23 protein-coding genes and 1 pseudogene are annotated in these 23,568 nt (G+C 62.3%); 1 reads left to right on the top strand and 23 read right to left on the bottom strand.

Features of this window, described 5'->3' with window-relative positions; genetic code table 11:
• Positions 1-203: 203 nt before the first annotated feature.
• The 7 genes from feoB to aspS all read right to left on the bottom strand — a co-directional run bounded on the left by feoB (position 204) and on the right by aspS (position 7,469).
• On the bottom strand, positions 204-2,447 hold the full coding sequence (feoB, locus tag GJE22_RS02235) for a ferrous iron transport protein B (RefSeq protein WP_144687143.1): 2,244 nt from the start codon (positions 2,445-2,447) through the stop codon (positions 204-206).
• 380 nt (positions 2,448-2,827) lie between these two features.
• Positions 2,828-3,049: a FeoA family protein gene (locus GJE22_RS02230; RefSeq protein ID WP_019127772.1), complete on the bottom strand. Its 222-nt coding sequence runs from the start codon at positions 3,047-3,049 to the stop codon at positions 2,828-2,830.
• 89 nt (positions 3,050-3,138) lie between these two features.
• Positions 3,139-3,378, bottom strand: coding sequence for a FeoA family protein (locus tag GJE22_RS02225; RefSeq protein ID WP_019127771.1), 240 nt, complete (start codon positions 3,376-3,378; stop codon positions 3,139-3,141).
• Between the two features lie 395 nt (positions 3,379-3,773).
• Complete coding sequence (locus GJE22_RS02220) at positions 3,774-4,715, bottom strand: type I phosphomannose isomerase catalytic subunit (protein WP_144687144.1); 942 nt, start codon at positions 4,713-4,715, stop codon at positions 3,774-3,776.
• A 152-nt stretch (positions 4,716-4,867) separates the two neighbouring features.
• Positions 4,868-5,278 carry a glycosyl hydrolase-related protein gene (locus GJE22_RS02215; RefSeq protein WP_144687145.1) on the bottom strand — a complete coding sequence of 137 codons (411 nt, stop codon included), beginning with the start codon at positions 5,276-5,278 and terminating at the stop codon, positions 4,868-4,870.
• A complete protein-coding gene (locus GJE22_RS02210; RefSeq protein ID WP_144687146.1) occupies positions 5,269-5,526 on the bottom strand; it encodes an HPr family phosphocarrier protein in 258 nt (85 codons plus the stop codon). Before GJE22_RS02210 ends, GJE22_RS02215 begins: the two co-directional genes overlap by 10 nt.
• Before the next feature lie 188 nt (positions 5,527-5,714).
• Positions 5,715-7,469 carry an aspartate--tRNA ligase gene (aspS, locus tag GJE22_RS02205; protein ID WP_144687613.1) on the bottom strand — a complete coding sequence of 585 codons (1,755 nt, stop codon included), beginning with the start codon at positions 7,467-7,469 and terminating at the stop codon, positions 5,715-5,717.
• A gap of 996 nt (positions 7,470-8,465) precedes the next feature.
• On the opposite strand from aspS, the gene GJE22_RS02200 reads away from it, so the two are divergent.
• Positions 8,466-9,392, top strand: a complete 927-nt coding sequence (locus GJE22_RS02200) for an N-acetylglucosamine kinase (RefSeq protein ID WP_144687147.1) — start codon at positions 8,466-8,468, stop codon at positions 9,390-9,392.
• 194 nt (positions 9,393-9,586) lie between these two features.
• Here GJE22_RS02200 and GJE22_RS02195 read toward each other — a convergent pair whose 3' ends face one another.
• The 16 genes and pseudogenes from GJE22_RS02195 to GJE22_RS02120 form a co-directional block, all read right to left on the bottom strand.
• Positions 9,587-10,246 (bottom strand): phosphate signaling complex PhoU family protein, encoded by a 660-nt coding sequence (locus GJE22_RS02195; protein WP_144687148.1) that lies wholly within the window; start codon positions 10,244-10,246, stop codon positions 9,587-9,589.
• Positions 10,246-11,040, bottom strand: a complete 795-nt coding sequence (gene pstB / locus GJE22_RS02190; RefSeq protein ID WP_144687149.1) for a phosphate ABC transporter ATP-binding protein PstB — start codon at positions 11,038-11,040, stop codon at positions 10,246-10,248. Before pstB ends, GJE22_RS02195 begins: the two co-directional genes overlap by 1 nt.
• 11 nt (positions 11,041-11,051) lie before the next feature.
• Positions 11,052-11,834, bottom strand: a complete 783-nt coding sequence (locus tag GJE22_RS02185) for a phosphate ABC transporter ATP-binding protein (protein ID WP_022349989.1) — start codon at positions 11,832-11,834, stop codon at positions 11,052-11,054.
• On the bottom strand, positions 11,831-12,778 hold the full coding sequence (pstA, locus tag GJE22_RS02180) for a phosphate ABC transporter permease PstA (RefSeq protein WP_144687150.1): 948 nt from the start codon (positions 12,776-12,778) through the stop codon (positions 11,831-11,833). The genes GJE22_RS02185 and pstA overlap by 4 nt, the downstream gene beginning before the upstream one ends.
• Positions 12,771-13,670 carry a phosphate ABC transporter permease subunit PstC gene (pstC, locus tag GJE22_RS02175; protein WP_019127761.1) on the bottom strand — a complete coding sequence of 300 codons (900 nt, stop codon included), beginning with the start codon at positions 13,668-13,670 and terminating at the stop codon, positions 12,771-12,773. The genes pstA and pstC overlap by 8 nt, the downstream gene beginning before the upstream one ends.
• 100 nt (positions 13,671-13,770) lie before the next feature.
• Positions 13,771-14,733, bottom strand: a complete 963-nt coding sequence (locus tag GJE22_RS02170) for a phosphate ABC transporter substrate-binding protein (protein WP_144687151.1) — start codon at positions 14,731-14,733, stop codon at positions 13,771-13,773.
• A gap of 618 nt (positions 14,734-15,351) precedes the next feature.
• Positions 15,352-16,107: a carboxymuconolactone decarboxylase family protein gene (locus GJE22_RS02165; protein ID WP_144687152.1), complete on the bottom strand. Its 756-nt coding sequence runs from the start codon at positions 16,105-16,107 to the stop codon at positions 15,352-15,354.
• Between the two features lie 83 nt (positions 16,108-16,190).
• A complete protein-coding gene (locus GJE22_RS02160) occupies positions 16,191-16,622 on the bottom strand; it encodes a cupin domain-containing protein (RefSeq protein WP_144687153.1) in 432 nt (143 codons plus the stop codon).
• A gap of 197 nt (positions 16,623-16,819) precedes the next feature.
• Positions 16,820-17,818, bottom strand: a complete 999-nt coding sequence (locus tag GJE22_RS02155; RefSeq protein ID WP_154324057.1) for an aldo/keto reductase — start codon at positions 17,816-17,818, stop codon at positions 16,820-16,822.
• Positions 17,819-18,252: 434 nt separating this feature from the next.
• Positions 18,253-18,747, bottom strand: a complete 495-nt coding sequence (locus GJE22_RS02150) for a YaiI/YqxD family protein (RefSeq protein ID WP_144687154.1) — start codon at positions 18,745-18,747, stop codon at positions 18,253-18,255.
• 157 nt (positions 18,748-18,904) lie between these two features.
• Positions 18,905-19,324, bottom strand: coding sequence for a flavodoxin (locus tag GJE22_RS02145; protein WP_144687155.1), 420 nt, complete (start codon positions 19,322-19,324; stop codon positions 18,905-18,907).
• A gap of 90 nt (positions 19,325-19,414) precedes the next feature.
• Positions 19,415-20,242 carry a DUF3793 family protein gene (locus GJE22_RS02140; RefSeq protein ID WP_144687156.1) on the bottom strand — a complete coding sequence of 276 codons (828 nt, stop codon included), beginning with the start codon at positions 20,240-20,242 and terminating at the stop codon, positions 19,415-19,417.
• A gap of 174 nt (positions 20,243-20,416) precedes the next feature.
• Positions 20,417-21,292 carry a class I SAM-dependent methyltransferase gene (locus GJE22_RS02135; protein WP_144687157.1) on the bottom strand — a complete coding sequence of 292 codons (876 nt, stop codon included), beginning with the start codon at positions 21,290-21,292 and terminating at the stop codon, positions 20,417-20,419.
• A 59-nt stretch (positions 21,293-21,351) separates the two neighbouring features.
• Positions 21,352-21,696: a hypothetical protein gene (locus tag GJE22_RS02130; RefSeq protein WP_144687158.1), complete on the bottom strand. Its 345-nt coding sequence runs from the start codon at positions 21,694-21,696 to the stop codon at positions 21,352-21,354.
• Between the two features lie 331 nt (positions 21,697-22,027).
• A pseudogene (locus tag GJE22_RS10265) lies at positions 22,028-22,153 on the bottom strand (helix-turn-helix domain-containing protein); the annotation flags it as partial.
• Positions 22,125-23,549 carry a tyrosine-type recombinase/integrase gene (locus GJE22_RS02120; RefSeq protein ID WP_218957876.1) on the bottom strand — a complete coding sequence of 475 codons (1,425 nt, stop codon included), beginning with the start codon at positions 23,547-23,549 and terminating at the stop codon, positions 22,125-22,127. The gene GJE22_RS02120 and the pseudogene GJE22_RS10265, both read right to left, overlap by 29 nt.
• Positions 23,550-23,568: the final 19 nt, after the last annotated feature.

The raw sequence follows: 23,568 nt of genomic DNA, 5'->3' as shown, positions 1-23,568 counted from the left end.
GCAGCTAAGACGCATGGGGTACGCATAGCTTCTCCAACGCGGAGCGGATCCCATCGAGGCTGGAAACTGTTGGATAACAGAGGGGATGGGCGCCGCGAGCAATCCGCTCCGAGTTGAAGGCCAGGGCGCCGCGCGGGCTCAATGCAGGCACCGTGCGGGCGCCCTGGCGAGCAACCGAATCTTATATGGGCAAGAGCCCCATCTTATGCAGCAGCGGCAGCAGGAGCCACGCCATCGTCCTCGCCCATAGCTCCCTTGGGCATGGGCCGTAAGAGCTGGAAGAGGATGAGCGCAATGAACGCAAAGGCCACAACGGTCCACAGCCCAAACTCACCGAGCACGATGAGGTTATAGAGCTGGTTGATGATGAGGCCCACGACCCATGCGAAGGCGCACTCGTAGCCCAGCGCGATGGCGGTCCATTTGCCGGAGTTCATCTGGGCGCGGATGGTGCCCATGGCGGCGAAGCACGGCGCGCAGAGCAGGTTGAACGCACCGAAGGCAGCGATGGCGCCCGCGCTTGGGAACATGGCGGCAAAGGCCTGCCAGAGCGCCGGATCGGTCTCGCCGGCATCGGCGATGTGCAGGAGCGACGCCGCCGTGGCGATCACGTTCTCCTTCGCCACGAGGCCGGTAATCGACATAGCCGTGGCCTGCCACGTGCTGAAGCCGAGCGGAGCGAAAATCCATGCGATGGCACCGCCGAGCATGGCGAGCACGGAGTAGTCGGTGAACTCCTCGGGCACGCCCTCCATGGCGGGCAGGAACCCGAAGGCGCCCGTGCCGCCGTCCCAAGAGGCAACTCCGAAGTTCGACAGGAACCACACCACGATGGTGGAGGCGAAGATGATCGTGAACGCCTTCTTGATGTACGCGCTCACGCGCTCCCAGATATGCAGCCACCAAGACTTCAGCGAGGGGAAGTGGTAGCTCGGCAACTCCATGACGAACGGCGTGGGGCGGCCGGCGAAGAGCTTCGTCTTCTTGAGCATGATGCCCGAGACGATGACAGCCACGACACCCAGGAAGTAGAAGAGCGGCGCGATCCACGTAGACTCGGCATCGCCCACGAGCGCACCCATGAGCAGCGCGATGATGGGAAGCTTCGCGCCGCAGGGGATGAATGTCGTGGTCATGACCGTCATGCGGCGGTCCTTCTCGTTCTCGATAGTCTTCGTGGCAAGCACGCCCGGCACGCCGCAGCCCGTAGAGACGAGCATGGGGATGAAGCTCTTGCCCGAGAGGCCGAAGCGACGGAACACGCGGTCCATAACGAACGCGACGCGCGCCATGTAGCCGCAGTCCTCGAGGAAGGAAAGCAGGATGAAGAGGACGAACATCTGAGGGATGAAGCCGAGCACCGCGCCCACACCAGCAACGATGCCGTCGTTTACCAGGCTGATCACGAGATCGCTTGCGCCGAGTGAGGTGAGCCAGCCCTCGACCACCATGGGTACGGACGGGAAGCTTTGGCCAAAGAGCTCGAAGCCCTCGCCGAAGAGGTTGTCGTTCACCCAGTCGGTGCCCGCGGTGCCGAAGGTAGAGATGGCCAGATAGTAAACCACGTACATGATAAGGAGGAAGATCGGCAGGCCGAGGATGCGGTTCGTGACCACGCGGTCGATCTTCTCGGACGTGCTCATGCGGGCAGGCGCCTTCTTGAGGCAACCGTCGATGATGTGCGCGATCACGGCATAGCGCTCGCCGGTGATGATGGACTCGGCGTCGTCGTCGCAGTCCTGCTCGCATTTGGCGATGAGCTCTTCCACGCGGTCGGCTGCACCCTTGGTGAGGTTCACGAGCTTGGTTGCATCGGCGTCGCGCTCGAAGAGCTTGACCGCGTAGTAGCGGCGCTTGTGCGCGGGCACCGAGCCGGGAAGCTGACCCTCGATGTGGTCGAGGACGTCTTCGATGGCAGAGTCAAACTTGTGCGGCGTCTTTCCGGAAGCGCTGCCCACTGCCTGCTTGGCCTCAGCGATGAGCTTGTCGAGCCCGCGGTTCTTGAGCGCCGAAATCATGACGACCGGGCACCCGAGGCTCTTGGAAAGCGCCTCGGTATCGATCTTGTCGCCGTTCTTCTCCACGAGGTCGGCCATGTTGAGCGCCACGACCACGGGCACACCCGTCTCGATAACCTGGAGCGCGAGGTACAGGTTGCGCTCGAGATTGGTGGCATCAACGACCTGGATGACCACATCGGGCTCGCCGCTCATGAGGTAATCGCGCGAGACGCGCTCCTCGGGGCTGTAGGGACTGAGCGAGTAGATGCCGGGAAGGTCGGTGATGATCACGCTCTTGTCGGCGGAGAGCCTGGCCTCCTTCTTCTCGACCGTAACGCCGGGCCAGTTGCCCACATAGCCGTTCTGGCCCGTGATCTGATTGAACAATGTGGTCTTACCGCAGTTGGGGTTACCTGCCAACGCGATATGGAGCTGTGAAGCTGCCATGTAATCCTTCTTCCATAGGCTTTGAAACTTATTGCAAGTTACCGAGCTAGCAATCCTTAGCCCTTAACACCCCAAACCGGATCGTGGCGAACGTCCCGAAGCCTGAACTCCGCGGGCTTTGCGGCGCTTGGCTCCTAGTTGGTTCGTGGCTGATTCCTGGGACCCGGGCCACAGCGAACCATTTGGTTCGCGGGAACCGGGTTTTCGCGTGCCAATAAGCTGAGGCTAACAAATGTCACTGGAGCTGTGATATTTGTTAGATTCCGCTAACTCTACCTTCAAAAAAAGAGGTGCGCTGCACCAGAAGCTATGCGAGGCGCGACACGATGCCCCGCCCACCATGAGCGAGCGGCGCGCGACGTGCCTCGGCAATCGCCGCGCTACTGCACCTCGACAATCGCTGCCTCTTCCTTGCGAATCGAGAGCTCATAGCCGCGAACCGTTATCTCGATCGGATCGCCGAGCGGCGCAACCTTGACAACCGTGAACGGCGTACCCTTGATGAGGCCAAGGTCCATGAGATGACGGCGGAGCGCCCCCTCGCCATGGAGCTTCACGATGGTGGACGAACCACCCACCTGCACATCTCCGAGCGTTTTCATTGCATCCCCCTTTCCACGTTCCGAACGGCGGAAGGCTTAACCGCGCGCGACGGACCCGCCTTAAGCGGGCGCTGCACGCAGAGGCGTGCCTATGCCGTCATGACATGTGCGGCGACCTTCGCATCGAGGCCGAACCGCGCCCCCTTGATGGTCACGATGATGTTGCTGCCGCTTGAGCTCACCACATGCACCTCTGAGCCCTCGACAAAGCCAAGGTTCTCAAGATGGTGCTTGATGTTCTCGTTGCCGCGCACGCGTGCGACCGTAACAGTGTCTCCGCTGTGGACCAGCGATAGCGGCATCGCCGGCATCTGCGGCCCCTGTCCCATGTCAAACCACCCGTTTCATCGTTTCCGCCTTACGATCCGTGCGCACCTTTGCCACAGCATGCGTTGCGCAACAGTTCACCTAAGTAAACTACCACGACAGCCTTGCGAGGGGAAGATTGAATTAGCCATTGGTAACAAAAAAGTTTGTATCGGCACACTTTTCCCATGAGACAGTTGTGCCAGGTTAATCTGTCTCACGCATGAGACAGTTGTGCCAGATTGAGACAGTTGTGCCAGGTCAATCTGTCTCCTTCCCTGCTTCGACGTCTCGACAAACAAAACCCCGCCCGCAGAGGCGCGGACGGGGCCGAAACACGAGAGCGGGATAGATAAATGAGACAAATTAACCCGGCACGATTGTCTCGGAGACAGATTGACCCGGCACAACTGTCTCTCTACAGGTAGGAGAGCACCACCTGCATGGTGCCGGAGAGCTCCAGCGTATCGCAGGCGGAAAGGGCCAGCAGGTGCGTTCCCTTCTTGACCTCCCGGCCGTTCACGATGCCCTCACCCTCGATCATGCTGATGCACGTAAAGGGATGCGGCGTCTCGACGACGAGCTCCGCAGCGTTCCCGTCTTCGCCGACGCGCACGAGGTCGACGGTATAGCACTCATTCTGCTCGAGTGTGGTAACAGGGCCTGCGAGCTCGACCTCGCCCGAGGTGAGCGGGGCACGATCAAAATCGATAACGTCGAGCGCCTGCTGCATGTGGAGCGGGCGCAGCGTTCCGTCGTCCTGTTTGCGATCGTAATCATAGACGCGATAGGTCACATCGCTCGACTGCTGCGATTCCAAAATCACCGTGCCGCCCTTGATGGCGTGCACCGTGCCGGGGTCGATCTGGAAGAAATCGCCCGCCTTGATGGGGATCTCGTTCAAGAGCTCGCTCCAGCGCCCCTCTTCGACCATCTGGGCGAACTCCTCACGCGAGCGAGCGCGCTGGCCCACAACGATGGTCTGGCCCGGCTCGGCGGAGAGCACGTACCAGCACTCCTTCTTGCCCAGCGAACCATCTTCGTGCTCTGCTGCGTAGTCGTTATCGGGATGCACCTGAATCGAGAGGTCGTCCTTCGCATCGATGATCTTGACGAGCAGCGGGAACCGGTCGCCTTCGCAATTGCCGAAGAGCTCGCGGTGCTCGTCCCACAACCACGAAAGCGTCTTCCCGGCGTACTCGCCCGAGGCGATCTCGTCGTCGCCCGCCGGGTGTGCAGAGATTGCCCAGCACTCGCCCACGGGCCCGGCGGGGATCTCGTAGCCAAACTCGGTCTCGAGCTTGCGCCCGCCCCAGATCTTCTCCTTGAACACCGGTACGAGCTCGATGATTGATTCCATGGTACAGCTCCTTGCCACGAGGTGAACGCCCTGCCGCCCCATTGTATGCCAAGAACGAGGCGTCTCCAATAAGACATCCGAAAGGGGCGGCGCGTGCAGGCGCGTTGCCTCACCTGGCGCATCTTGTGATAAAACGGACCGGGTTCGTTTTATCACTCCACGTAGACCGTGATGAACTTGCAGTGCTTGAGCACGGGCAGCTCAACCGTAGCGCCGTCCACGGCAAGCTCCTCCGTTTCGCGCTCGCGCAGGTCGCAGATGCATGCGCGGTGCACCGGCTCCGCGAACACGAGCCTTGCCGTTGCATCCCCCTCGTGCATTCCGCAGAACAGGCGCACGATAATACCCGGCTTCTCCGGATCCTCCGCCGCTTTCACAGCCGACACAATGGCCGAACCCTCAAGCGTAAAGACCGAGCCATGTGCGGGCTGATCGCCCACGACCTCGGGTTCCGAGAAGATGAGGCGACCGTTCAGGAACGCCGCATACTCATAGACCTCGAGCTCCCGTCGTAGCAGCGTGCCAGCTCGGCCACGCCGGCCCCGACCAGTAGTTAGAGGCAAGACTCGAGCTTGGCGCGAAGGCGGTCGGCGGTGGACTGCTCGTCGGGGCCCTCGACCGAAAATCGCAGCTCATCCCCTTGACGCGCACCCAGCCCCATGACGCCCATGATATCGGTCGCCGAGACCGTTTGCCCGGAGAACGCAAGGGTGATCCTGCCGTCGTAGGAACCGGCGAAAGAGCAGATTTCGGCCACGGGACGGGCGTGCAGACCCGCTCGACCCTGCACCACATGCGCGAACTCGACCATGCTCCTCGCCTTTCTATCGGGTTCCTCAATAGTAACAATACCAAGCAGCCCAGCCGCCGTTGGATGCGGGGCTGGGCCAAGGTGTAACAAAGATGCTCAATGCTAATGCGGGGCAGTCAAAATGGGACTGTCCCATTTTTTGTCAAAGCGGTCAAAATGGGACTGTCCCAAAATCGCCAAATTCGACATTACATGAGGCGTAGCGAAACCTCTTTGAGCTGGCCGAGCGACACCGCGCTCGGCGCGCCCGACATGAGGTCGGAGCCAGAGCTCGTCTTGGGGAAGGCCATCACGTCGCGGATGGAATCACTGCCCGCAAGCAGCATGCACACGCGGTCGAGGCCGAGCGCGAAGCCGCCCATCGGGGGCGCGCCGAAGGTGAGCGCCTCCATGAGGAAGCCGAACTGCTCCTTCGCGCGCTCTTCCGTAAAGCCCATGAACTCGAGCATCTTAAGCTGCAGCTCGGCATCATGGATGCGCATGCCGCCGCCGCCCGCCTCGAAGCCGTCCATCACGAAGTCGTACGTGCAGCTGCCCATGGCAAGCGGATTGGTCTCGAGCAGGTCGAGCTGGTCCACATGCGGCAGGGTGAAGGGCTGGTGCTCGGCCTCGTAGCGCTTGGCATCGTCGTCCCAGTGGAAGAGCGGGAAGTCCACGACCCACAGGAAATCATGCCCCTCGCACTCGATGCCCAGCGCATCGGCCATGTGGCTGCGCATGCCGCCGAGAATCTCGTCGGAAGCGAGACGCGGGCCAGCGGCGAACATCACGAGGTCGCCGGGCTCCACGTCGCAGCGGCTCTTGAGCTCGGCCATCTCCTCGTCGCTGAAGAACTTCACGATGGGCGAGTTCATGGAGCCGTCCTCGCGGAAGGCGATCCAGGCCAGGCCCTTGGCACCGAAGGACTCGGCAACCTTCGCGAGCTTATCGATCTGTGCGCGCGGCCAGGTGCCGGCACCCTTGGCGTTGATGGCCTTGACTACGTGGCCCTCGGTGTTGGCGGCGCCGGAGAACACCTTGAACTTGGAGCCCTTGAAGACATCGGTGAGGTCGACGAGGTGCATGCCGAAGCGCGTGTCCGGCTTGTCGGAGCCGTAGGTGTCCATGGCATCCCAGTAGTTGATACGGCGGAGCGGCGTGGGCATCTCGACGCCAACCTGGGCGAACGCGTCGGCAAGCACGTCTTCGAGCGCGCCCATGACGTCGTCCTGGTCAACGAAGCTCATCTCGATGTCCACCTGCGTGAACTCGGGCTGGCGATCGGCGCGCAGGTCCTCGTCGCGGAAGCACTTAGCCACCTGGTAGTAACGCTCAACGCCACCAACCATGAGCAGCTGCTTGAGGAGCTGCGGGCTCTGCGGCAGGGCGTAGAAGCTGCCCGGCTGCAGACGGCTGGGAACGATGAAGTCGCGCGCGCCCTCGGGAGTGGACTTGAAGAGCGCCGGGGTCTCGACCTCGGTAAATGCGCGGTTATGGAGCGCGGAACGGATCGCGAAGGTGAAATCCGAGCGCAGCTTGAGCTTCTCGGCCATCTCCGGACGACGAAGATCCAGGTATCGGTAGCGCAGGCGCGTGTCCTCGGCGGTCTCGATGCCGTCCTCGATCTGGAAGGGCGGGGTCTTGGAGCGACCGAGCACCTCGATATGGTCGACAAGCACCTCGATCTCGCCGGTGGGCAGCTTGGGGTTGACCGTCTCGGCATCACGGGCGATCACGGTGCCGTGCACCAGGATGGGCCACTCCGGGCGCATGGTCTCGGCGGTGTGGAACGCGCTGCCTTGAGCATGCTCGGGGTCGAACGTGCACTGCGTCATGCCGGTGCGATCGCGCAGGTCGCAGAAGATCAGGCCGCCGTGGTCGCGGCGACGCCACACCCATCCGGTGAGGGTAACCTCCTCGCCGATGTTCTCGGCGCGAAGCTCGCCGGCGGTGCGGGTGTGCATGGAATGGATGTTCTCGGGGTTCTGGACGCCGGATGCAGCGGGCGTAGCGGTTACGGCGCCGGTTGGTGCGCCAGCAGTGGTCTGGGTCTCTGCCACAGAGTCCTCCTTATAATCTGTGCCGCCCCGTGCCGGAGCGGGCGGCGTGCGTACAGATTGCCGAGCCTGCGTAGACCGCGCAGCCCGGCATGCGAGGGTCAATGGTACCAGCTCCCTGCCCCGAGCGCGAGCAAGCCACCCGATTCATACACTGTTAATGATGGAGGCCGCGGCGTCTTGCGCGACGCACTGGCGGTGCGCCGCACCGTATTTCGGCTTTATATCGTGCCGCGCGATGCACATGACGTAAGGAACCGCCCGTCATGCGAGCGGTCTTGATTTATCGGACGCGCGGCCTATCGAAACCATGCTGGTCGCAGGCGCCTGGAGACCGCATCAGGCGCTCATAGCAAATTAATAAACCCCCTACTTTCGATTATTTAGCCAAAAATGTGCTAAGTCGGTCTTTTGTCTCGGGTTTTGACGGTGCCATCTGGCAACCGTGCTGGTAGGAAGCCTATCGCATTCCTCCGTACCAGCATACTTATGAAAGCGCACCCACAAACCAAAGGAAAAAAGACCGACTTAGCGCTTTTTGGCTAACTTTGGAGAGACAGGGAGGGCACTAAAAGCATTGCTTGCCTTGGCAAGCAACAGCCGGGCGCCGCACCAAGTCCTTCACCAACGCGATGCAACCAACCGCGCTTGGCGCCGCGCATCGCATTGGCCCGCTCTTCGCCATGCGCCACGTCAATCCGGTCTGCGTCCCCGCGTGCTGGCGGCGGAAACCATGTTTGGCGGACATTTTAACCAACCCATGGTTGCGGAGGCTCTGAGCTGGAGTTTTCCTAACTGGTAGAATAAGGCCGGTTTGCTGCACCGCACGACCAATCAGAATTGATAAAACAAACCTGGTTCGTTTTATCATATGCGGGAGAACGCGAAGACCGGAGGGGTGCCATGCGCTGGCTCGGAATTGATGCAGGCGGAACCAAGACAGCATTCGCCACATATGACGAGACGCTAACGCAACTCGACCGCTTCGAGTTACCAACGAGCCACTACGCACAGGCTGGCTTCGATGGCATGGAAGCTGTCCTCGCCGAGGGCATCGCCCGCGCCGAGGCGGCCGGGCTTTTGAGCGAGCAATACGGCATCGGCATCGGTATGTGTGGGTATGGCGAGGGAACCGCGTCGACGGCGCGCATCGAACAGATCGTGGCCAAAGTTGCCGGTGCGCACCCCTACGCGCTCGTCAACGACGTGGAAAGCGCTTGGGCCGCAGGGCTGAACCTTGCCGACGGCATCGTGATCATCGCTGGCACGGGCTCCATCGCCTACGGCGTACACGGCGAGCGCTCGCTACGCTGCGGCGGCTGGGACTACGAGCTCGGAGACGAAGGCAGCGGCGGTTGGCTGGGCAAGGAACTGCTGCGCGCGTTCACCCGCCAGTGCGACGGACGCGACCCGGCGGGGCCCCTGCGCAGCCTCGTACGGCAGGAACTCGAGCTTGCCGACGATTTCGATATCATCGCCTTCGCGCAGGAGCACATGGCGAACCGCTCGCGCATCTCGGCACTTGCACCCCTGGTGAGCAAAGCCGCAGCGGTGGGCGACGCAAGCGCGCAGCGCATCCTTGAGCGCGCAGCGACGGAAGAAGCCGAGATGGTCGCGGCCATTGTGCACGGCATCTTCGATGAACCGGATAATCAGGCAGCGGGCAGCATCCCCGTCACCTATGTCGGCGGCACGTTCAAGGCGGGCGAAGCCATCCTCGGGCCGCTGGGCGCAGCTCTCCCCCGTTGCTGCCGCCTTGTCGCTCCGCTCCACGAACCAGAGCTCGGCGCGTGTCTCATCCTTCAGAAGCGCCTCGGCCTGAGTCTGTAGACACCCCGGCATAGCAGAAGCTGGCTAAAGCCACTCCCGCCATCGCGCCGAACCCACTTCGCAAAAGCAAACGGGCCGGCAACCGCAAACGGCTACCGGCCCGCGAAGGGGAGGCAAATGCGTGGCTCGTGGAAACCCGCTTTCTGTAACCCACTTGGTTCGTAGACACCCGGTGTCTGTGAACCACTCCGCAGCTATTCGCCCTTGGTCATCTCGCGGGCGCCCGTGGCACGGAAGACTGCCCAGTCGGCGATGCGCACGGCGTCGTCGCCCATACGCTCGAAGTACTTAGCCACCATGAGCAGCTCGGGCAGGTACTTGGCGCGGGTCTCGCTCGCCTTGATGAGGTCGATGACCACGCCCTCAGCGGCCAAGTAAATGTCGTCGATGTCGTCGTCCATGGCGAAGACGCCGCGGGCCTTGTCCACGTCGGTGGTACGGAACGCCTCAACGGCCTCCTCAACCATCGTCGCCACGCGGTCGGCGGCGAAGTCGAGGTGCTCCCTGAGCTTGGCGGAAACCTCGGCAGGTAGGCTCTTGGCCAGATACGCCACGTCGCGGCTCATCTCGTCAATGTGAGTGAGATCCGAGACCAGGCGGAACGAGCCGCTCACGAAACGCAGGTCTCCGGCGATCGGCTGCTGGAGCAGCATGATGTCCAGGCAGCCATCCTCGATGGCGGTGCGCAGACGACGCTCGGACTTGGCACCGCCAAGCACCTCGTCAATCGCGTCGGCGTCACCGGCAAGCGCCAAGGCGAGCGCACGAATATCCTTTGCCGTCTTCTCACTGAAGCGACCGAGCGTCTCGTCGATCTCTTCAAGCTGATGACGAAATTCGGAACGAGTAATCATTAGCTGAACCTTCCCGTCAGATAGTCGTTGGTGAGCTTCTCCTTGGGGTTGGAGAAGAGCTCCTTGGTGGGCGCTGCCTCAACGAGCTCTCCCAGGTAGAAGAAGCAGGTTTTATCGGCAACGCGCGCCGCCTGCTGCATGTTGTGCGTCACGACCACGACGGTATGGTCCTCGGAGAGCTGCATCATGAGCTCCTCGACCATCGAGGTCGAGATGGGGTCGAGCGCCGATGTGGGCTCGTCCATGAGGAGCACCGAAGGGTCGGTGGCAAGCGCGCGGGCGATGCACAGGCGCTGCTGCTGGCCGCCGGAAAGCCCAAGGCCGCTCTGGCCAAGCTTGTCCTTGACCTCGTCCCAAAGCGCCGCACGCGTGAGGCAGCGCTCCAAGATCTCGTCCTCCTCCGAACGGCTCATGCGGCCCATGCGCTTCACACCGTAGAGCACGTTTTCGCGAATGCTCATGGGGAACGGGTTGGGGTGCTGGAACACCATGCCCACGTACACGCGGAGCGCGTTGGCGTCCATCTTGAAGATATCCTGCCCGTCGAACTCGATCGTTCCCTCGGTCTTGACCGTCTCCACGAAGTCGCACATGCGATTGAACGTGCGCAGCAGCGTGGACTTTCCGCATCCCGAAGGCCCGATGAAGGCGGTCGCGCGGTTCTTGGGAATCTCGAGCGTGATGTTCTTCAACGCCTGGAAATCGCCGTACCACAGGTTGAAGTCGCGGATGGAGAGCATGCTCTCCACGCCCTCCACGCTGCGGTGGATATCCTCGTTGAACTCTCTATCCATAGTCTTCTCCATCAGCCGAACCTACCCGTCAGGTAATCGGCAAGACGCTGGTCTTTGGGTGCCGAGAAAATCTGCTGGGTGGTGCCCGTTTCCACCATATCGCCCACGTAGAAGAAGGCGGTGCGGTCACTCACGCGGCCGGCCTGCTCCATGTTGTGGGTCACGATGATCTGGCAGAGCCCCGTGTCGCAGAGCGAGCGGATGGTCTCCTCGATCGTATAGGTCGAGATGGGGTCGAGCGCCGAGCACGGCTCGTCATAGAGCACCACGTCCGGCTTCATGGCAAGCGTGCGGGCGATGCACAGGCGCTGCTGCTGGCCACCGGAAAGGGCGTGGGCAGACTGCTTCAGCTTGTCCTTGACCTCGTCCCAGAGCGCCGCCTGGCGAAGCGACGTCTCCACGAGCTCGTCCTCCTCGTCCTTGCCGTGCAAGCGGCCATGCTTCTTGGGAGCGAACAGGATGTTCTCGCGAATGGACTTGCGGAACGGCGTGGGCTGCTGGAACACCATGCCGATGGACTTGCGCAGCTCGAAGAGGTTCTCGGTCTTGGTATTGATGTTGTGGTCGTGGTAGAAGATCTCTCCGCCAACCTTGCAGCGCGGAATCTCACGGTTCATGAGGTTCAGGCAGCGCAGGAAGGTGGACTTGCCGCAGCCGGAGGGGCCGATGAGGGCCGTGACCTCGCCCGCACGGAACTCGAGGCTCGTCTTGTGGAGCGCCTCGTGCGTGAGGTCGTAGGTAACGGTCACGTCCTTGGTAGAGAGAAGCGCGGCCTGCGCGTTGGTGTCACTCATTCGGCGGTCAGCCTCCTCGCGAGGAACTTGCCCAGCACGCGTGCGAGCACATTGAAGAGCAGCACGCACACGAGCAGCACGGTGGCCGTGCCCCACACGATCTCGGTCGAACCAGGCGTGGGCTCGGAGGTGAGGCGCCAGATATAGACGGCGAGCGTGCAGGCGGGACGGAAGATGTTGAACGGGTTGGTCGGGCTCATGAGATTCGTGCTCGCGAAGTTGAGGCGCGAGGGCGCGGAGCCCGAGGTGAAGATGAGCGCGGCAGCTTCGCCGAACACGCGGCCCGCAGAGATGACGATGCCGGTCACGATAGCGGGCATGGCAGCGGGGAGCAGCACGTTCACGGTGGTCTCCCAGCGGGTGAGCCCCATGGCGAGCGCGGCGTCGCGCTGGCTGCGCGGCACGTCTTCGAGTGCCTGCTGGATGGTGCGAACCAGAATGGGGATGTTGAACATCGTGAGTGCCACGGCACCCGAGATAATCGAGATGCCCCAGCCCATCACCACGACGAAGAAGAGCGAACCGAACATGCCCACGACGATGGAGGGCAGGCTGGAAAGCGTCTCGATGGCCGTGGATGCCGCGGAGGTGATCCAGTTATCGGGCGCGTACTCCACCAGGAAGATGGCGCCGCCAAGCGAGATGGGCACCGAGATGAGCAAGGTGATGAGCAGCATGTAGAACGAATCGAACAGCTGGTACAGAATTCCCGACACCGCCTCGTCGGTGGAGGGGTTGGTGAGGAACCCGGGCGTGAGCGCGATGCCACCGCCTCGCGCAAGGATGTAGACGATGATGGCGGCAAGGAGCAGCAGGACGAATCCAACGATCGCCGTCAGGATGCCGGTTGCGATCTTATCCTGCTTGCCGATGCGAGCCACATGAGCGGAAAGGTCGCGCTGCTGCGTGGGAGTTGCAGCCGGAGCGTTTGCCTGGTTAGCCATTCTGCTTCGCCCCCTTATGACCGATGAGGTGAATGATGAGGATGAACACGAGCGACATGGCGAGCAGGATGAGACCGAGCGACCACAGCGCATGGTAGAACTCGGTGCCGCTCACCGCGTTGTTAAGGCCAGAGGTGAGGGTGGCCGTAAGGGTTGAGGCCGGCGAGAGAAGCCCGGTGGGCATATTGCGCTCAACGCCGCCGATGACCATCTGCACGGCGAGGGTCTCGCCGAACGCGCGGGTCATACCCAAGATGACCGCCGTCATGAGCGAGGGCATGGCGCTCTTGAGCACCACGTGCCAGATGGTCTGCCAGCGGGTGCAACCGAGCGCGTAGGAACCCTCACGGTACTCGTTGGGCACAGCAGCGAGCGCATCGATGGAGAGCGTCGTCACCGTGGGCAAGATCATGACCGCCAGCACGATGGCGCCGGAGAGGATGCCCGCGCCGGTGCCCGCGGAAGCACCGAAGATCATGCGCATGGCGCTGTTCACCACATAAAGACCGAGCACGCCGTAGACGACCGAAGGAATGCCCACGAGCAGCTCGACGAGCGGCTGGAACACGCGACGGCCGAAACCGGGCGCAATCTCCACCACGAACATGGCCGAGCCAAGCGCGATGGGCAGAGCGATGATCGTAGAGAGCAGGGTGACCGAGAACGAACCCACGATCATGGGGAGCGCTCCGTACATGTCCTGCTCGGGAATCCAGTGCGTTCCCGTGAGGAACGCGATGGGATCGAAGCCGTCTACGAAAAACGTGGTCAGACCCTGCTGGGCGACCATGAAGATCAAGGTGATCACCACGAGGGCCACAAGGGCCACGCACGCACCCGTGATGGTGAGCCCGATGTTCTCCAGACGGCGTTTTGGCATAACCTTAGCCATGTGACGCCTTTCTCCACAGACTAATCCAAAGAAAACGGGGCACCCCGCGCGAACGAGGGGTACCCCGTCGTACTACCACTGCACCGCTTTTGCGGGCGCGCTACTCGACAGGAGTGACGTTGCCGTCGACGTCCTTCTTGACCTTCATGTTGCTCACAGGGATGAAGCCCTGCTCGATGACGGTCGTGCTCTGGACGTCCTCGGACATGATGTAGTCGATGAACGCCTGGGTGACGGCAGCCGTGGCCTCGTCCTCGTCGGAGCGGGTGTACATGTGCTCGTAGGCCCAGATGTTGAAGTCGCCGTTCTCGACGTTCTCCTGCGTGGGCTCCACGCCGTCGACGTTGAGCGCCTTGATGCCCTCGTTGGTCTCGTAGTAGTTGAAGGCAACGTAGGAGATGGAGCCCTCGGTGGCAGCAACCTGCTCAACGACGGTGCCCGAGGAGTCGACCTCGGCAACCGGGGTGAAGTCCGCGGGGACCTCGGCGCCCTGGAGCACGGCGGCCTCGAAGGTGGCACGGGTGCCGGAGCCGGCCTCGCGGTTGATGACGTTGATGGTGCCGGCGGTGCCGCCCACCTCGGACCAGTCGGTGATCTGGCCGGTGAAGATGCCAGCGAGCTGCTCGGTGGTGATGTCGTCGATGTCAACGCTGGCGTTCACGATCGGGCCCATGCCCACGATGCACACCTGGTTGTCAACGAGGCCCTCGAGCTGGGACTCGTCATCGACCTTCTCCTCGGCGAACACGTCGGAGCGGCCGATCTGGAGGGAGCCGTCAACGATGCCGGAGATGCCGTCGCCCGAGCCGCCGCCGGAGATGGCGATGACCACGTCGGGGTTGGCATCCTGGAAATCGCCAGCCACAGCCTCAACGAGCGGCTGGAACGAGGTGGCGCCACCGCAGTTGATGGTGCCGGAGAGGCTGGCGCCCGCAGCAGCGCTGCCGGTGGAGCCGGCGGTAGTGGTCTGGCCGCTGCAGCCAGCAAGGCCGAGGCCCGCGACGGCGGCGATGCCACCGGCGAAGCCGAGGAACTGACGACGAGAGCACGAATAATCGAACATGAACGATTCTCCTTCCAGAATCTAATACGCACGATGGTCGCAGGCAAAATCGACAGACGCCTGCGCTCGTCTGCAATGCACCATACGCGTTCGATTCTTGGCAGAAGTGCTCGTCGGCCAGTTATTACATGAGTCTTATGAAGCATTACCCAGCGTAAACGACGAGTTTACAAATTGCTAACAAACGGTGGCGGTATGTTAAGCATCCGCAGCGGGGGCATTTGGCCGCGGCGGACGCCGGCGTGCAGCGGCTTGCGAGGCTCGACGGCGCTCGCATACGGCGGCTCTCGGCGCGCGATGGCCCACAGCATGCAACCGCCCCAGCGCGCGGCGGCCCTCAGCGCGCAACCGCTCCCGCATGCGGCAGCCCTCAGCGCGCAACCGCTCCGGCGCGCCAGGGTTTTCGGGCGAAAAACGGACGCGCCGCTCGTTCTCGGGCAAGATCTGGACGCTCAAAGCGTCCCGAGCGTACGAAAGTCGCCCGACAACGCCTTCAGTGTCCGAATCTCGCCCAAAAACGAGCGGCGCATCCAGAATGTCAACCTGGGGAACGTCAAATTGGGGGCGGTCAAATTGGGACAGTCCCATTTTGACCAATTTGATCTTTGCGCATTACCCCTACGCAGTGGCCTTGTCCACGCAAGCGAGCGCGTTGAGGCTGCGCGGATAGCCTATATAAGGCAGAATTTGCGAAACCACGCGATACAGGAAGTCCTTGTCGTTTCCCAGGTTCATGTTGCCCGCAGCATGGCTCGTGAGCTGAGGCTCGCAACCGCCCTGCGCCGCGATGAAGCAGAAGGTGATCATCTCGCGGTCGCGATCGGAAAGGCCGTTGCGCGTGTAGTAGTCACCGAAGCAGTTGTCGGCGAGCCACTTGTTGATATGCGCGCGCTCAGCAGGACCATGGAGCCAGGTCTCGCGCATGCCCTCGCCAAAGTAATCGACCTGCACCTGGTTTCCCGCGGTGAGGCGCGTCTCGAACGTGGTGGTTGCCTGGCCCTCAAGGGGCAACTCGATGCCGCGCTCGGCAAAGACCTCGTTCACCGCGCGGATAAACGGCAGAGTGCGCCCCATGCCAAGGTACGCGGTGCCCTGGTAGGCAACCTCTTTGATCTCGACGGGCGTCACGCCGAAGTTGAGAGCACCCACCACCATGATGCGGAACTCATCGATGCCCTGGCAACCCATGAGTGCGGCGAGGATCGCCAGGAAGCGCTCGCGATCGGGCAGCTTCGCCGCCTCCTCGTTCACGACCTCGTCGAACGCGAACGTGTTATAACGCTCAGCGAACTCGGGATCGGTCGCGGCGAGCGAGCCTCGCGCTCCGGGATTCATGCGCTCGAGATATGCCGCGGCTGCGTCAGACTGTGCCATATGGTAGCCTCCAATCCGGATGTAACATTGATGCGTCAAAATGGACCCGTCCCATTTTGACCGCTCGGTGCATCCGCTTCGTACTAGGCGAGCTTGCCGTATTGCTCGTCATCGACGGGCTCGAGCCATTCATTAGACTGCTCGTCGCACCCCTTGACCGGCATGGCGATGGCAATGTGCGTGAACCAAGAATCCTTGGCGGCGCCGTGCCAGTGCTTGACCTCGGGCTGGATGTCGACCACGTCGCCCGCATGGAGCTCCTGCGCGGGCTGGCCCCATTCCTGGTACCAACCGCGCCCGCCGGTGCAAACGAGCACCTGGCGCTCGCCATGATGCACGTGCCAGTTGTTGCGGCAACCGGGCTCGAAGGTCACGTTGGCCACACCGCCGGCGAGCGGCGCAAGGTAGCTGTTGCCGATGAAGTACTGCGCAAAGGCGGTATTGGGCTCGCCCAGCGGGAATGCGCTCGACGCCCCGAGACTCTCACGTGCCTGCTGCTCAAGATCAAGATCCATTGGAGCTCCTTTCACTCAACTGTTAGTTTCCGAGGGCATCGTAGCCCTTGGAGTACGCTCCAGGTCAAGAAAATGTCCAGGCGCCGCGCACATGGGTGCCGACCCCTAATGCGGCGCGCCCATGCGCGCGTAGGAGCTGCCCAGAACACGGCGTTCTGCCTACCGCTCGTCACGGCGCCCTGTACACGCGCCGGACCCTATGCCCGCGCGTGACCGCCGAAAACCGCAAGGTCCATGCCATCGAGCGCAGCATCGATGCGAGCGACTTCCTCAGCCGAAAGCGATACCTGGGCGGCTTCAAGGTTCTCCCGCAGGCGCTCGGGCTTGCGGCTACCCGGAATGGGGATGATCCACGGCTTCTTGCAGAGCATCCACGCGAGCGAGATCTGAGCCATCGTCGCATTCTTTTCGCGCGCAAGATCGCCGAGAAGCCCGAGCACCGCGCGGTCCTTCTCGTAGCCCTCAGGCGTGTACTGAGGCATGCCGTCACGATAGTCCTGCGCACCCTCGAACTTCGTCTTCGGACTATACGCGCCGGTCAAAAAGCCGTTCGCCATGGGGCTGAACGCCACGAGCGCCACATTGAGCTCCTCGAGCACGGGGAAGAGCGGCTCGTGCCAGCGCGCGAGCATTGAATAACGGTTCTGGACGGCAGCCACGGGGCACACCGCATCCGCTCGCCGCAAGTAATCCTCGTCCACCTCCGAGATGCCCCATGCGCGGATCTTGCCCGCCTGCATAAGCTCGGCCATAACGCCGGCAACTTCCTCAGGCTCCACGTTAGGATCGATGCGATGCTGGTAGTAAAGATCGATGTAATCGATGCCCAAACGACTCAGGCTGCCGTCGATGGCGCGGCGGATCGTCTCGGGCCGCGAGTCAACGGATAGCGTCTTGTCTGGGTTGTGGTGCACGCCGAACTTGGTTGCGATAACCACCTGATCGCGCACGGGGCGCAGTGCCTCCCCCACCGCGACCTCGTTGTAAAGCGTCTCGCCCGCCGCGTTCTCACCCACGTAGCTCTCGGCCGTATCGAAGAACGTGTAGCCCATCTCGAACGCCTCGCGAATCACGCGGGCGGCAGCGGGCGTATCCATCGCGTCGCCGCTTGCATGAGTGAGCCCCATGCAACCGAGCCCCAGCGGAGACACCTCGATACCGCTTTTGCCAAGCACGCGCTTCTTCACGTTTGCCATGTATGACCTCCTTGTTCGACAACAGAATCGGTTTTCATTGTCCGACGGAGAAATGGCGGCGCGCGCCGCATTCTGGGCATGTTGGTATGCACTGCGCGCATAGCGGGGGCGGCCACGCTCCTTTTGCGCTTCGTTTCCTTCCCCGGAAAAAGCTCGAGGCTCGAGTCGGAAGGTTTTTATCGATGGGTTGAGTAGACCGAGCTTCCGGTTCCACGCGACCTGCTCTTTTGCTGGCTCGCGCAAGGTGTCTACTCGGAGGGTCGCGAAATACCTTCCGACTCGAGCCTCGAACATTCTGTGCGGCGTGAGACAGTTGTGCCAGGTTAAACTGTCTCATGCTGTCTCACAGACTGGCCTTGTTGCGAAAAGAGACAGTTTAACCTGGCACATCTGTCTCATTCAACGCCGCCGCCTACCTGTAGTTGCATGGCATTTTAGCCCCGAATCGCATCCTGCAGCAGCCTGCGCAGGTTGTCGCGGAAGCGCTCGCGATCCTCATCGGTGAAAGCCGCGGGACCCTTGGTACGGCCCCCAGCGCGCCGCACTTTCTTTTCCTCATGCCGAAGAAATAGCTGCATGTCGATGGTCTCTTTACGGTAAACATGCCCGCGCACGCCGATTGCCGCCGCGCCGCGCCCAAGCGCCATGCTCGCCAAGCCAATATCTTGCGTGACCACGATGTCGCCCGGCTTCAGGCGCTCCGCGATGGCAAAATCCGCCGCGTCGGCTCCCACGCCAACGGCAAGCGTCTCCACCCAGAAGCCCCCGTAGGCCTCCATCGGCGAGCGCGGGTCGTCGGGGCGCACGTGCCGTTCAAGATTCTGCGTGGTGTTTCCCGCGACGACCACGGGCACGTGCGCTTTTCGCGCAAGCGCAAGGGCATCGCGCGTGACCGGGCAGGCGTCAGCATCGATGAACAAGGTGGCCATGAACCCTCGCATTCGGAACGGCGGCTTCGGGTGGTAATCGAGTACCCGGTGCTAGAGTACCATGCCGTGCAATAAGGCCGCCGGCCAAAGCGACCCCAGCGCCCCTTGCCCAGGCCGAAACGACCCCGGCACCCTTTCGACATGCTAGGCTGTCGCGCTAAACGAGGGCAGCGCCGAGGGCGCGGCACGCGTCGGATGCCTCCTCGTCGGGATAATTCTTAGCAATGACCGTCTCGCTCACGGTGACGCCCGCAGCCTCCGCGCGCTCACGCCAAAGGTCCATCCACTCGCCCTCGGCCCAATCGTAGCTACCGAACAACGCCACCTTTCGGCCGGGCAACGCCGGCTCGACGGCGTTCCACATGGGCTCAAATTCCTCGCTTTCAAGCTCCTCCGCACCCATCGCGGGGCACCCAAAGGCAAAGGCATCGTAGGCATCGAGCTCTTCGACCGAGAATTCTGTCGCCTGGATTACACTAGCCTCACCGCCTGCGGACTGCACGCCCTCGGCTACGAGATCAGCCATGGCCTCAGTGTTTCCCGTCCCACTCCAAAACACGACTGCAACGTTACTCATATTGTTTCCCTTCTTTGAGCCATAGGCCCGTCATCTCCCTAGGTCCGTAGGACCCGATGAACCTAACCACGCGTACTGAGCTACACTGAACTAAGCCCCTCCACGCCCCCGATAACGACAACCGGCTGCGATGTCTACCACTTTGCTGCCGCTTCGTCGCAGCCGCACGCACCGGCGCGTACATCTTCGGTAGCGCGCAAACAGCTTCGCTGCCGCCCGAGGGTCGCCGTAGACCTTCCAGCACCCGCAAAATCGGAACTTCCGGCCCCGATGTCGCACGAACCCCTCAACATCCTCGTAGGGATAGCCCAAGAAGAAGCCAATCTCGTGGGGGAGCTTTTCCATAGCAAACCTTTGGGTAAGATGTGCGAGCAGCGCGTCGAGGGAAGTTTCTCGCACCCGATCAGGTAATACGCTGTTGAGAACGGGATATCCTAGGCTCGCCAACACCGCTGTTGTACGCGCATCGCGCAGATGCGAAACGAGCAAATCCGGACGATACGCAAGCACGATAGCGCCAAACGCCCGCCAAGCGATCACGCGCACGCGTACGCCGTATGGGCCCAGTTCCCTATCGAGCCTATGCACAAGAAGCCCAAGCTCTTCCCGCCGACGCCCGGTTATCGTGCAAGGGCAACGCTGATCGGTGCAGCCATGCTCGTCATCGGCCGCATGGGGCTGGCTCCAAGATTCCGCACAACCGTCGGCACATGCCCGGCTGAGCGGCTCCTCACAACCCGCAGCGCGACACCAGACGCGAGCATCCTCAAAAGCATTGGCCGACGGGGCCTGCACCTCATCGTCCGAAAAGCGCCCCGAGAAGGTAAACATGTTCGCCGGTTTCACGCCAAGCAGCGTCGGCGCGCACATGCGCACGACCGAGTCCTCGAGCTCCTCATCTGTAACCTGCTTCATCATGCCGCCTCCCGTGGCGCATCGTTTCAGGCAATAAGTTATCTATATTTAACTTTTCGGCCATTGCTTAGGACACTACAATGCTCCTCTGCAATAAGTTTCCATATGTTTACTTTTTAAATTGAGTGCGGAAACCGGGATCCGTCACGCCATCCCCGGCGTCCATTCCGCCCTACCTCATCGGACAGGCACGATACAGTCGTAGCGAACGCTCTTACCTGCCAGGGAGTAGCTCGGCTTAATTCCGGCGAGATGCGGTCCCTTGACCGGGCGCTTGACGACCACCTTGCGCGGATGCGCCGCCAAAGCTGCGCGCATGAGCGCCTCCTGATCGTCGCACGGATGCTCGAGGTAGTGGATGAGCTGGAATTTCTTCTTTACTGCCGCGCTCTTTCTCCGTTCGGGAAACATAGGGTCGAGATAGACCACATCAGGTGCAAGATCGATCGCCGGCATGGCTTCGACGCTGTCGGTACCCGCGAGATGCATGCGTGACGCGGCATCGGCAAGCTGCGGATGCTCTCGCGCGCGGCGCAGGCTATCGGCCAGGAGCGCGGCGATAACCGGGTCACGCTCGAAAAGCATCACCTCGAAGCCGGCCGCAGCGAGCAACAGTGCATCTTCGCCTAAGCCCGCCGTCGCGTCGACAGCACGCAGGGGGCATTCGCCCACCTGAGCGCCCTTGATGCGTGCGGCACGAACCAGCAGTTCGCGATTGAGGCGCCCAGCCTTGAGGCGCGGAAGCATCGCGGCCAGATCCGCGCGCATGCTCAGCTCACCACGCTGCAGGGACACGCCATCCGTATCAAAGCGCACAACGAGGTCGGACGGATCGAGAACACACTCATCGCGGAGCGGCGCCACGCCGATTTTGGCTCCCAGGCGCTCGGCAGCATCCTCATCGGCACCGGGGAGCACCAAGATGCGAACGAGCGACAGGGCAGTATCCGCGGGATCCGCCGGCGCAGACGCATGGGCCTTCCGCCCTGCAAACGCCTGCGCTCCATCGCGACCACACTGCGATGCTTGCCGAAAGCTATCTCGCTCGCCCATTTCTCCCCCTTTCGCCTTGGCAATTCAGCATACCGCACCGTCTGCGGCGTGGCCCGCTCTTATTCCTCGATCCCCGCTATGCGCTCGAGCCGCACGGCAACCAACCGCGCGCCCTGCCCGGAACCCATCGTTCTCACCAGCACCCATTCATCATCGACATCTTCTACCACGTCCTCGATCTGAGAGCTGTTCGCAACGAAGTGTACTTCGCCAAGCAAAAGCCGGCAGCGGGCGCCTTTGCGCGCACGCAGCTCCGCCGCGAGCCCCGCAGACCTGCGCGCCTCGGCATCGGGGTGCGTCGCCTTGCGGAGGTCGCGCTTCGTGGGCATCGAGAGCACGAGGTAGATGACGAAGCCAAAGATGAGAATCGCCATCGTATAGCCAAAGGGAATGAAGCTATCCATGCGCTACGCCTCCTTTGCGGGACCATGCGGCGCGCGCGAGCCGCCGGCGAGGCGCTCCTCGATCGCTATCGAGCACACGTCGTTGAGGTCGATGAGGCGAATCACGCGCTCGCTTTCCACGCGCGGCGAACCGAGCCGCGCGCTTGACCGTGCAGGACACGCGCAGCCATGCCGAGCTCACATCGAGCAGCTCTACATCTTGCTGCACCCCGTCAACAAGTTCCAACGTCGCAGCCCGCCCCATGAGACCCTGAAGCACGTGCAGGTCGCGCGGGGCATCATGCGCCCCCGTACTCACGACATCGACCTCATCGGACACGAGGTCATCGAGCGTCACGCCGTAGAGCCGCGCAAGCTCAGCAGCCTTGTCGAGCGCTGGAGACCCCTGGCCGAGCTCCCACTTCGAGACGGTTCGTTGGTTGAGCTTGTTAGATTGCCTCTGAAACTCGCAGGTCAGGGGCGGTGGTGATTACTTGGAACTTGGGGCGCTCGGGCTGCTGGTACGAATCTGGTACGAATCGTTCCTCGGTTTGTACCGGGGCTTGTTCTGGTGCTCTCGTGCGGCGTGACGGGCGGACGTGGCGAACCTTGTAGGGGCGGCCCTTCGGGGCGTCCTCGGCGTGCTTCGCCATGAACTCCTCCTCGGCGCCGATGCTCTGGAAAGCGTCCTCCATGACGTCGGCGGCCTCGCGCTTCTGGTCCATGTTCACATGGGTGTAGATGTCCATGGTGATGGTGGCGCTGGCGTGGCCGGCGAGCTCCTGCATCACCTTGGGGTGTACGCCCTGCTGGGCGAGCATCGAGAGGTAGGAGTGGCGCAGCTCGTGGAGGCACCAGCCGTCCAAGCCGAGGAGCTTGCGGTCGCGCTCCCACCATTTGCCGAAGGTGTCTGGATGCACGCGCTGGGCGTAGAAGTCGAGGACGACGGGCGTGTCCTCGGTCTGCTCGCTCCAGCCCTTCTTGAGCCCTCGGTGAAGGTAGTTGCGCGTGAGAAAGTACTCCTGCTGGGCTTTCTTGCGGCGCAGCAGCGCATTGCAGACGAACTCGGGCATGGGGAGATTCCTCATGCCGGCGTGGGTCTTTGCCTCCTTGAGGTTGCGGAACGCGTCGAAGTTGTGGTTGACGGTCAGCACCTTGTTGTCGAAGTCGATGTCTCGCCACGACAGGGCGCAGATCTCGCCGCGGCGGAGCCCCATCGTGATGGCCAGGAAGTAGCCGATGTCGCACGAGGTTTCGACCTCGAGCTGGTCGACGAGCTGCCGCATGCGAGCCGGCGTGAGGGCCCGCTTCTCCTTGGTGTCAACCTTTGGCGTCGCCACCTTGTCGATGGGGTTGCGCACGATGACCTCTCGCTCAACGAGGTCGCGGAACATGAGGTCGAGGGTCTTGTTGATCTGGTTCAGGTAGGCCCCGCTCGACGGCTTTCCCGAAAGCGTGTCGCCCTGGCGCATCGCCGCGTACATGTCCTCGATCATCTCGGGCGTGATGAGGGCGACTTCGGCCTTGCCGATGTGGCGGGAGACGGCCTTGAAGCAGCGGCGGTAGCGCAGCTGGGTGTTCTGCGAGAACTCGCCGGAAAGGTCGCGCCGCTCCATGAAGTCGGCGGCGCACTCCTCGAAGGTGGTGCCGGTGCGCTTCCAGACGCGGTCGTCCTCGATCTCCTCGATGAAGTCGCGCAGGGCCTTCTTGGCCTGGGTGTAGGTCATGCCGTTGACGCGGCGCGTGCGGGTCTTGTACTTGCCCGTGCGCGGGTCGAGGCCCACGGGCACGCGCAGCTGCCACTTGCGGCACTTGGACTTGGGCTTGTCCTTCTCGAGCTGGACGATGGTGCCCTCGCCGATTACCTTGGCCATGCTTAGCACCTCCTCTCGA

It is taken from the genome of Enorma shizhengliae, from assembly GCF_009676995.1.
Taxonomy (GTDB): Bacteria; Actinomycetota; Coriobacteriia; order Coriobacteriales; family Coriobacteriaceae; genus Enorma; species Enorma massiliensis.
This window is presented reverse-complemented; position numbering and strand designations above follow the sequence as displayed.

What these genes read in the sequence shown, in the direction of transcription:
- pstA (WP_144687150.1), bottom strand. Translation starts at nt 12,778, where the DNA reads ATGGCTAACCAGGCAAACGCTCCGGCTGCAACTCCCACGCAGCAGCGC.
- GJE22_RS02130 (WP_144687158.1), bottom strand. Translation starts at nt 21,696, where the DNA reads ATGGATAGCTTCATTCCCTTTGGCTATACGATGGCGATTCTCATCTTT.
- GJE22_RS02145 (WP_144687155.1), bottom strand. Translation starts at nt 19,324, where the DNA reads ATGAGTAACGTTGCAGTCGTGTTTTGGAGTGGGACGGGAAACACTGAG.
- GJE22_RS02210 (WP_144687146.1), bottom strand. Translation starts at nt 5,526, where the DNA reads ATGGTCGAGTTCGCGCATGTGGTGCAGGGTCGAGCGGGTCTGCACGCC.
- GJE22_RS02195 (WP_144687148.1), bottom strand. Translation starts at nt 10,246, where the DNA reads ATGATTACTCGTTCCGAATTTCGTCATCAGCTTGAAGAGATCGACGAG.
- GJE22_RS02185 (WP_022349989.1), bottom strand. Translation starts at nt 11,834, where the DNA reads ATGAGTGACACCAACGCGCAGGCCGCGCTTCTCTCTACCAAGGACGTG.
- feoB (WP_144687143.1), bottom strand. Translation starts at nt 2,447, where the DNA reads ATGGCAGCTTCACAGCTCCATATCGCGTTGGCAGGTAACCCCAACTGC.
- GJE22_RS02230 (WP_019127772.1), bottom strand. Translation starts at nt 3,049, where the DNA reads ATGAAAACGCTCGGAGATGTGCAGGTGGGTGGTTCGTCCACCATCGTG.
- GJE22_RS02135 (WP_144687157.1), bottom strand. Translation starts at nt 21,292, where the DNA reads ATGGGCGAGCGAGATAGCTTTCGGCAAGCATCGCAGTGTGGTCGCGAT.
- GJE22_RS02140 (WP_144687156.1), bottom strand. Translation starts at nt 20,242, where the DNA reads ATGATGAAGCAGGTTACAGATGAGGAGCTCGAGGACTCGGTCGTGCGC.
- GJE22_RS02170 (WP_144687151.1), bottom strand. Translation starts at nt 14,733, where the DNA reads ATGTTCGATTATTCGTGCTCTCGTCGTCAGTTCCTCGGCTTCGCCGGT.
- GJE22_RS02150 (WP_144687154.1), bottom strand. Translation starts at nt 18,747, where the DNA reads ATGGCCACCTTGTTCATCGATGCTGACGCCTGCCCGGTCACGCGCGAT.
- GJE22_RS02165 (WP_144687152.1), bottom strand. Translation starts at nt 16,107, where the DNA reads ATGGCACAGTCTGACGCAGCCGCGGCATATCTCGAGCGCATGAATCCC.
- GJE22_RS02220 (WP_144687144.1), bottom strand. Translation starts at nt 4,715, where the DNA reads ATGGAATCAATCATCGAGCTCGTACCGGTGTTCAAGGAGAAGATCTGG.
- GJE22_RS02155 (WP_154324057.1), bottom strand. Translation starts at nt 17,818, where the DNA reads ATGGCAAACGTGAAGAAGCGCGTGCTTGGCAAAAGCGGTATCGAGGTG.
- GJE22_RS02225 (WP_019127771.1), bottom strand. Translation starts at nt 3,378, where the DNA reads ATGGGACAGGGGCCGCAGATGCCGGCGATGCCGCTATCGCTGGTCCAC.
- pstC (WP_019127761.1), bottom strand. Translation starts at nt 13,670, where the DNA reads ATGGCTAAGGTTATGCCAAAACGCCGTCTGGAGAACATCGGGCTCACC.
- GJE22_RS02200 (WP_144687147.1), top strand. Translation starts at nt 8,466, where the DNA reads ATGCGCTGGCTCGGAATTGATGCAGGCGGAACCAAGACAGCATTCGCC.
- pstB (WP_144687149.1), bottom strand. Translation starts at nt 11,040, where the DNA reads ATGGATAGAGAGTTCAACGAGGATATCCACCGCAGCGTGGAGGGCGTG.
- GJE22_RS02160 (WP_144687153.1), bottom strand. Translation starts at nt 16,622, where the DNA reads ATGGATCTTGATCTTGAGCAGCAGGCACGTGAGAGTCTCGGGGCGTCG.
- aspS (WP_144687613.1), bottom strand. Translation starts at nt 7,469, where the DNA reads ATGCACACCCGCACCGCCGGCGAGCTTCGCGCCGAGAACATCGGCGAG.
- GJE22_RS02120 (WP_218957876.1), bottom strand. Translation starts at nt 23,549, where the DNA reads ATGGCCAAGGTAATCGGCGAGGGCACCATCGTCCAGCTCGAGAAGGAC.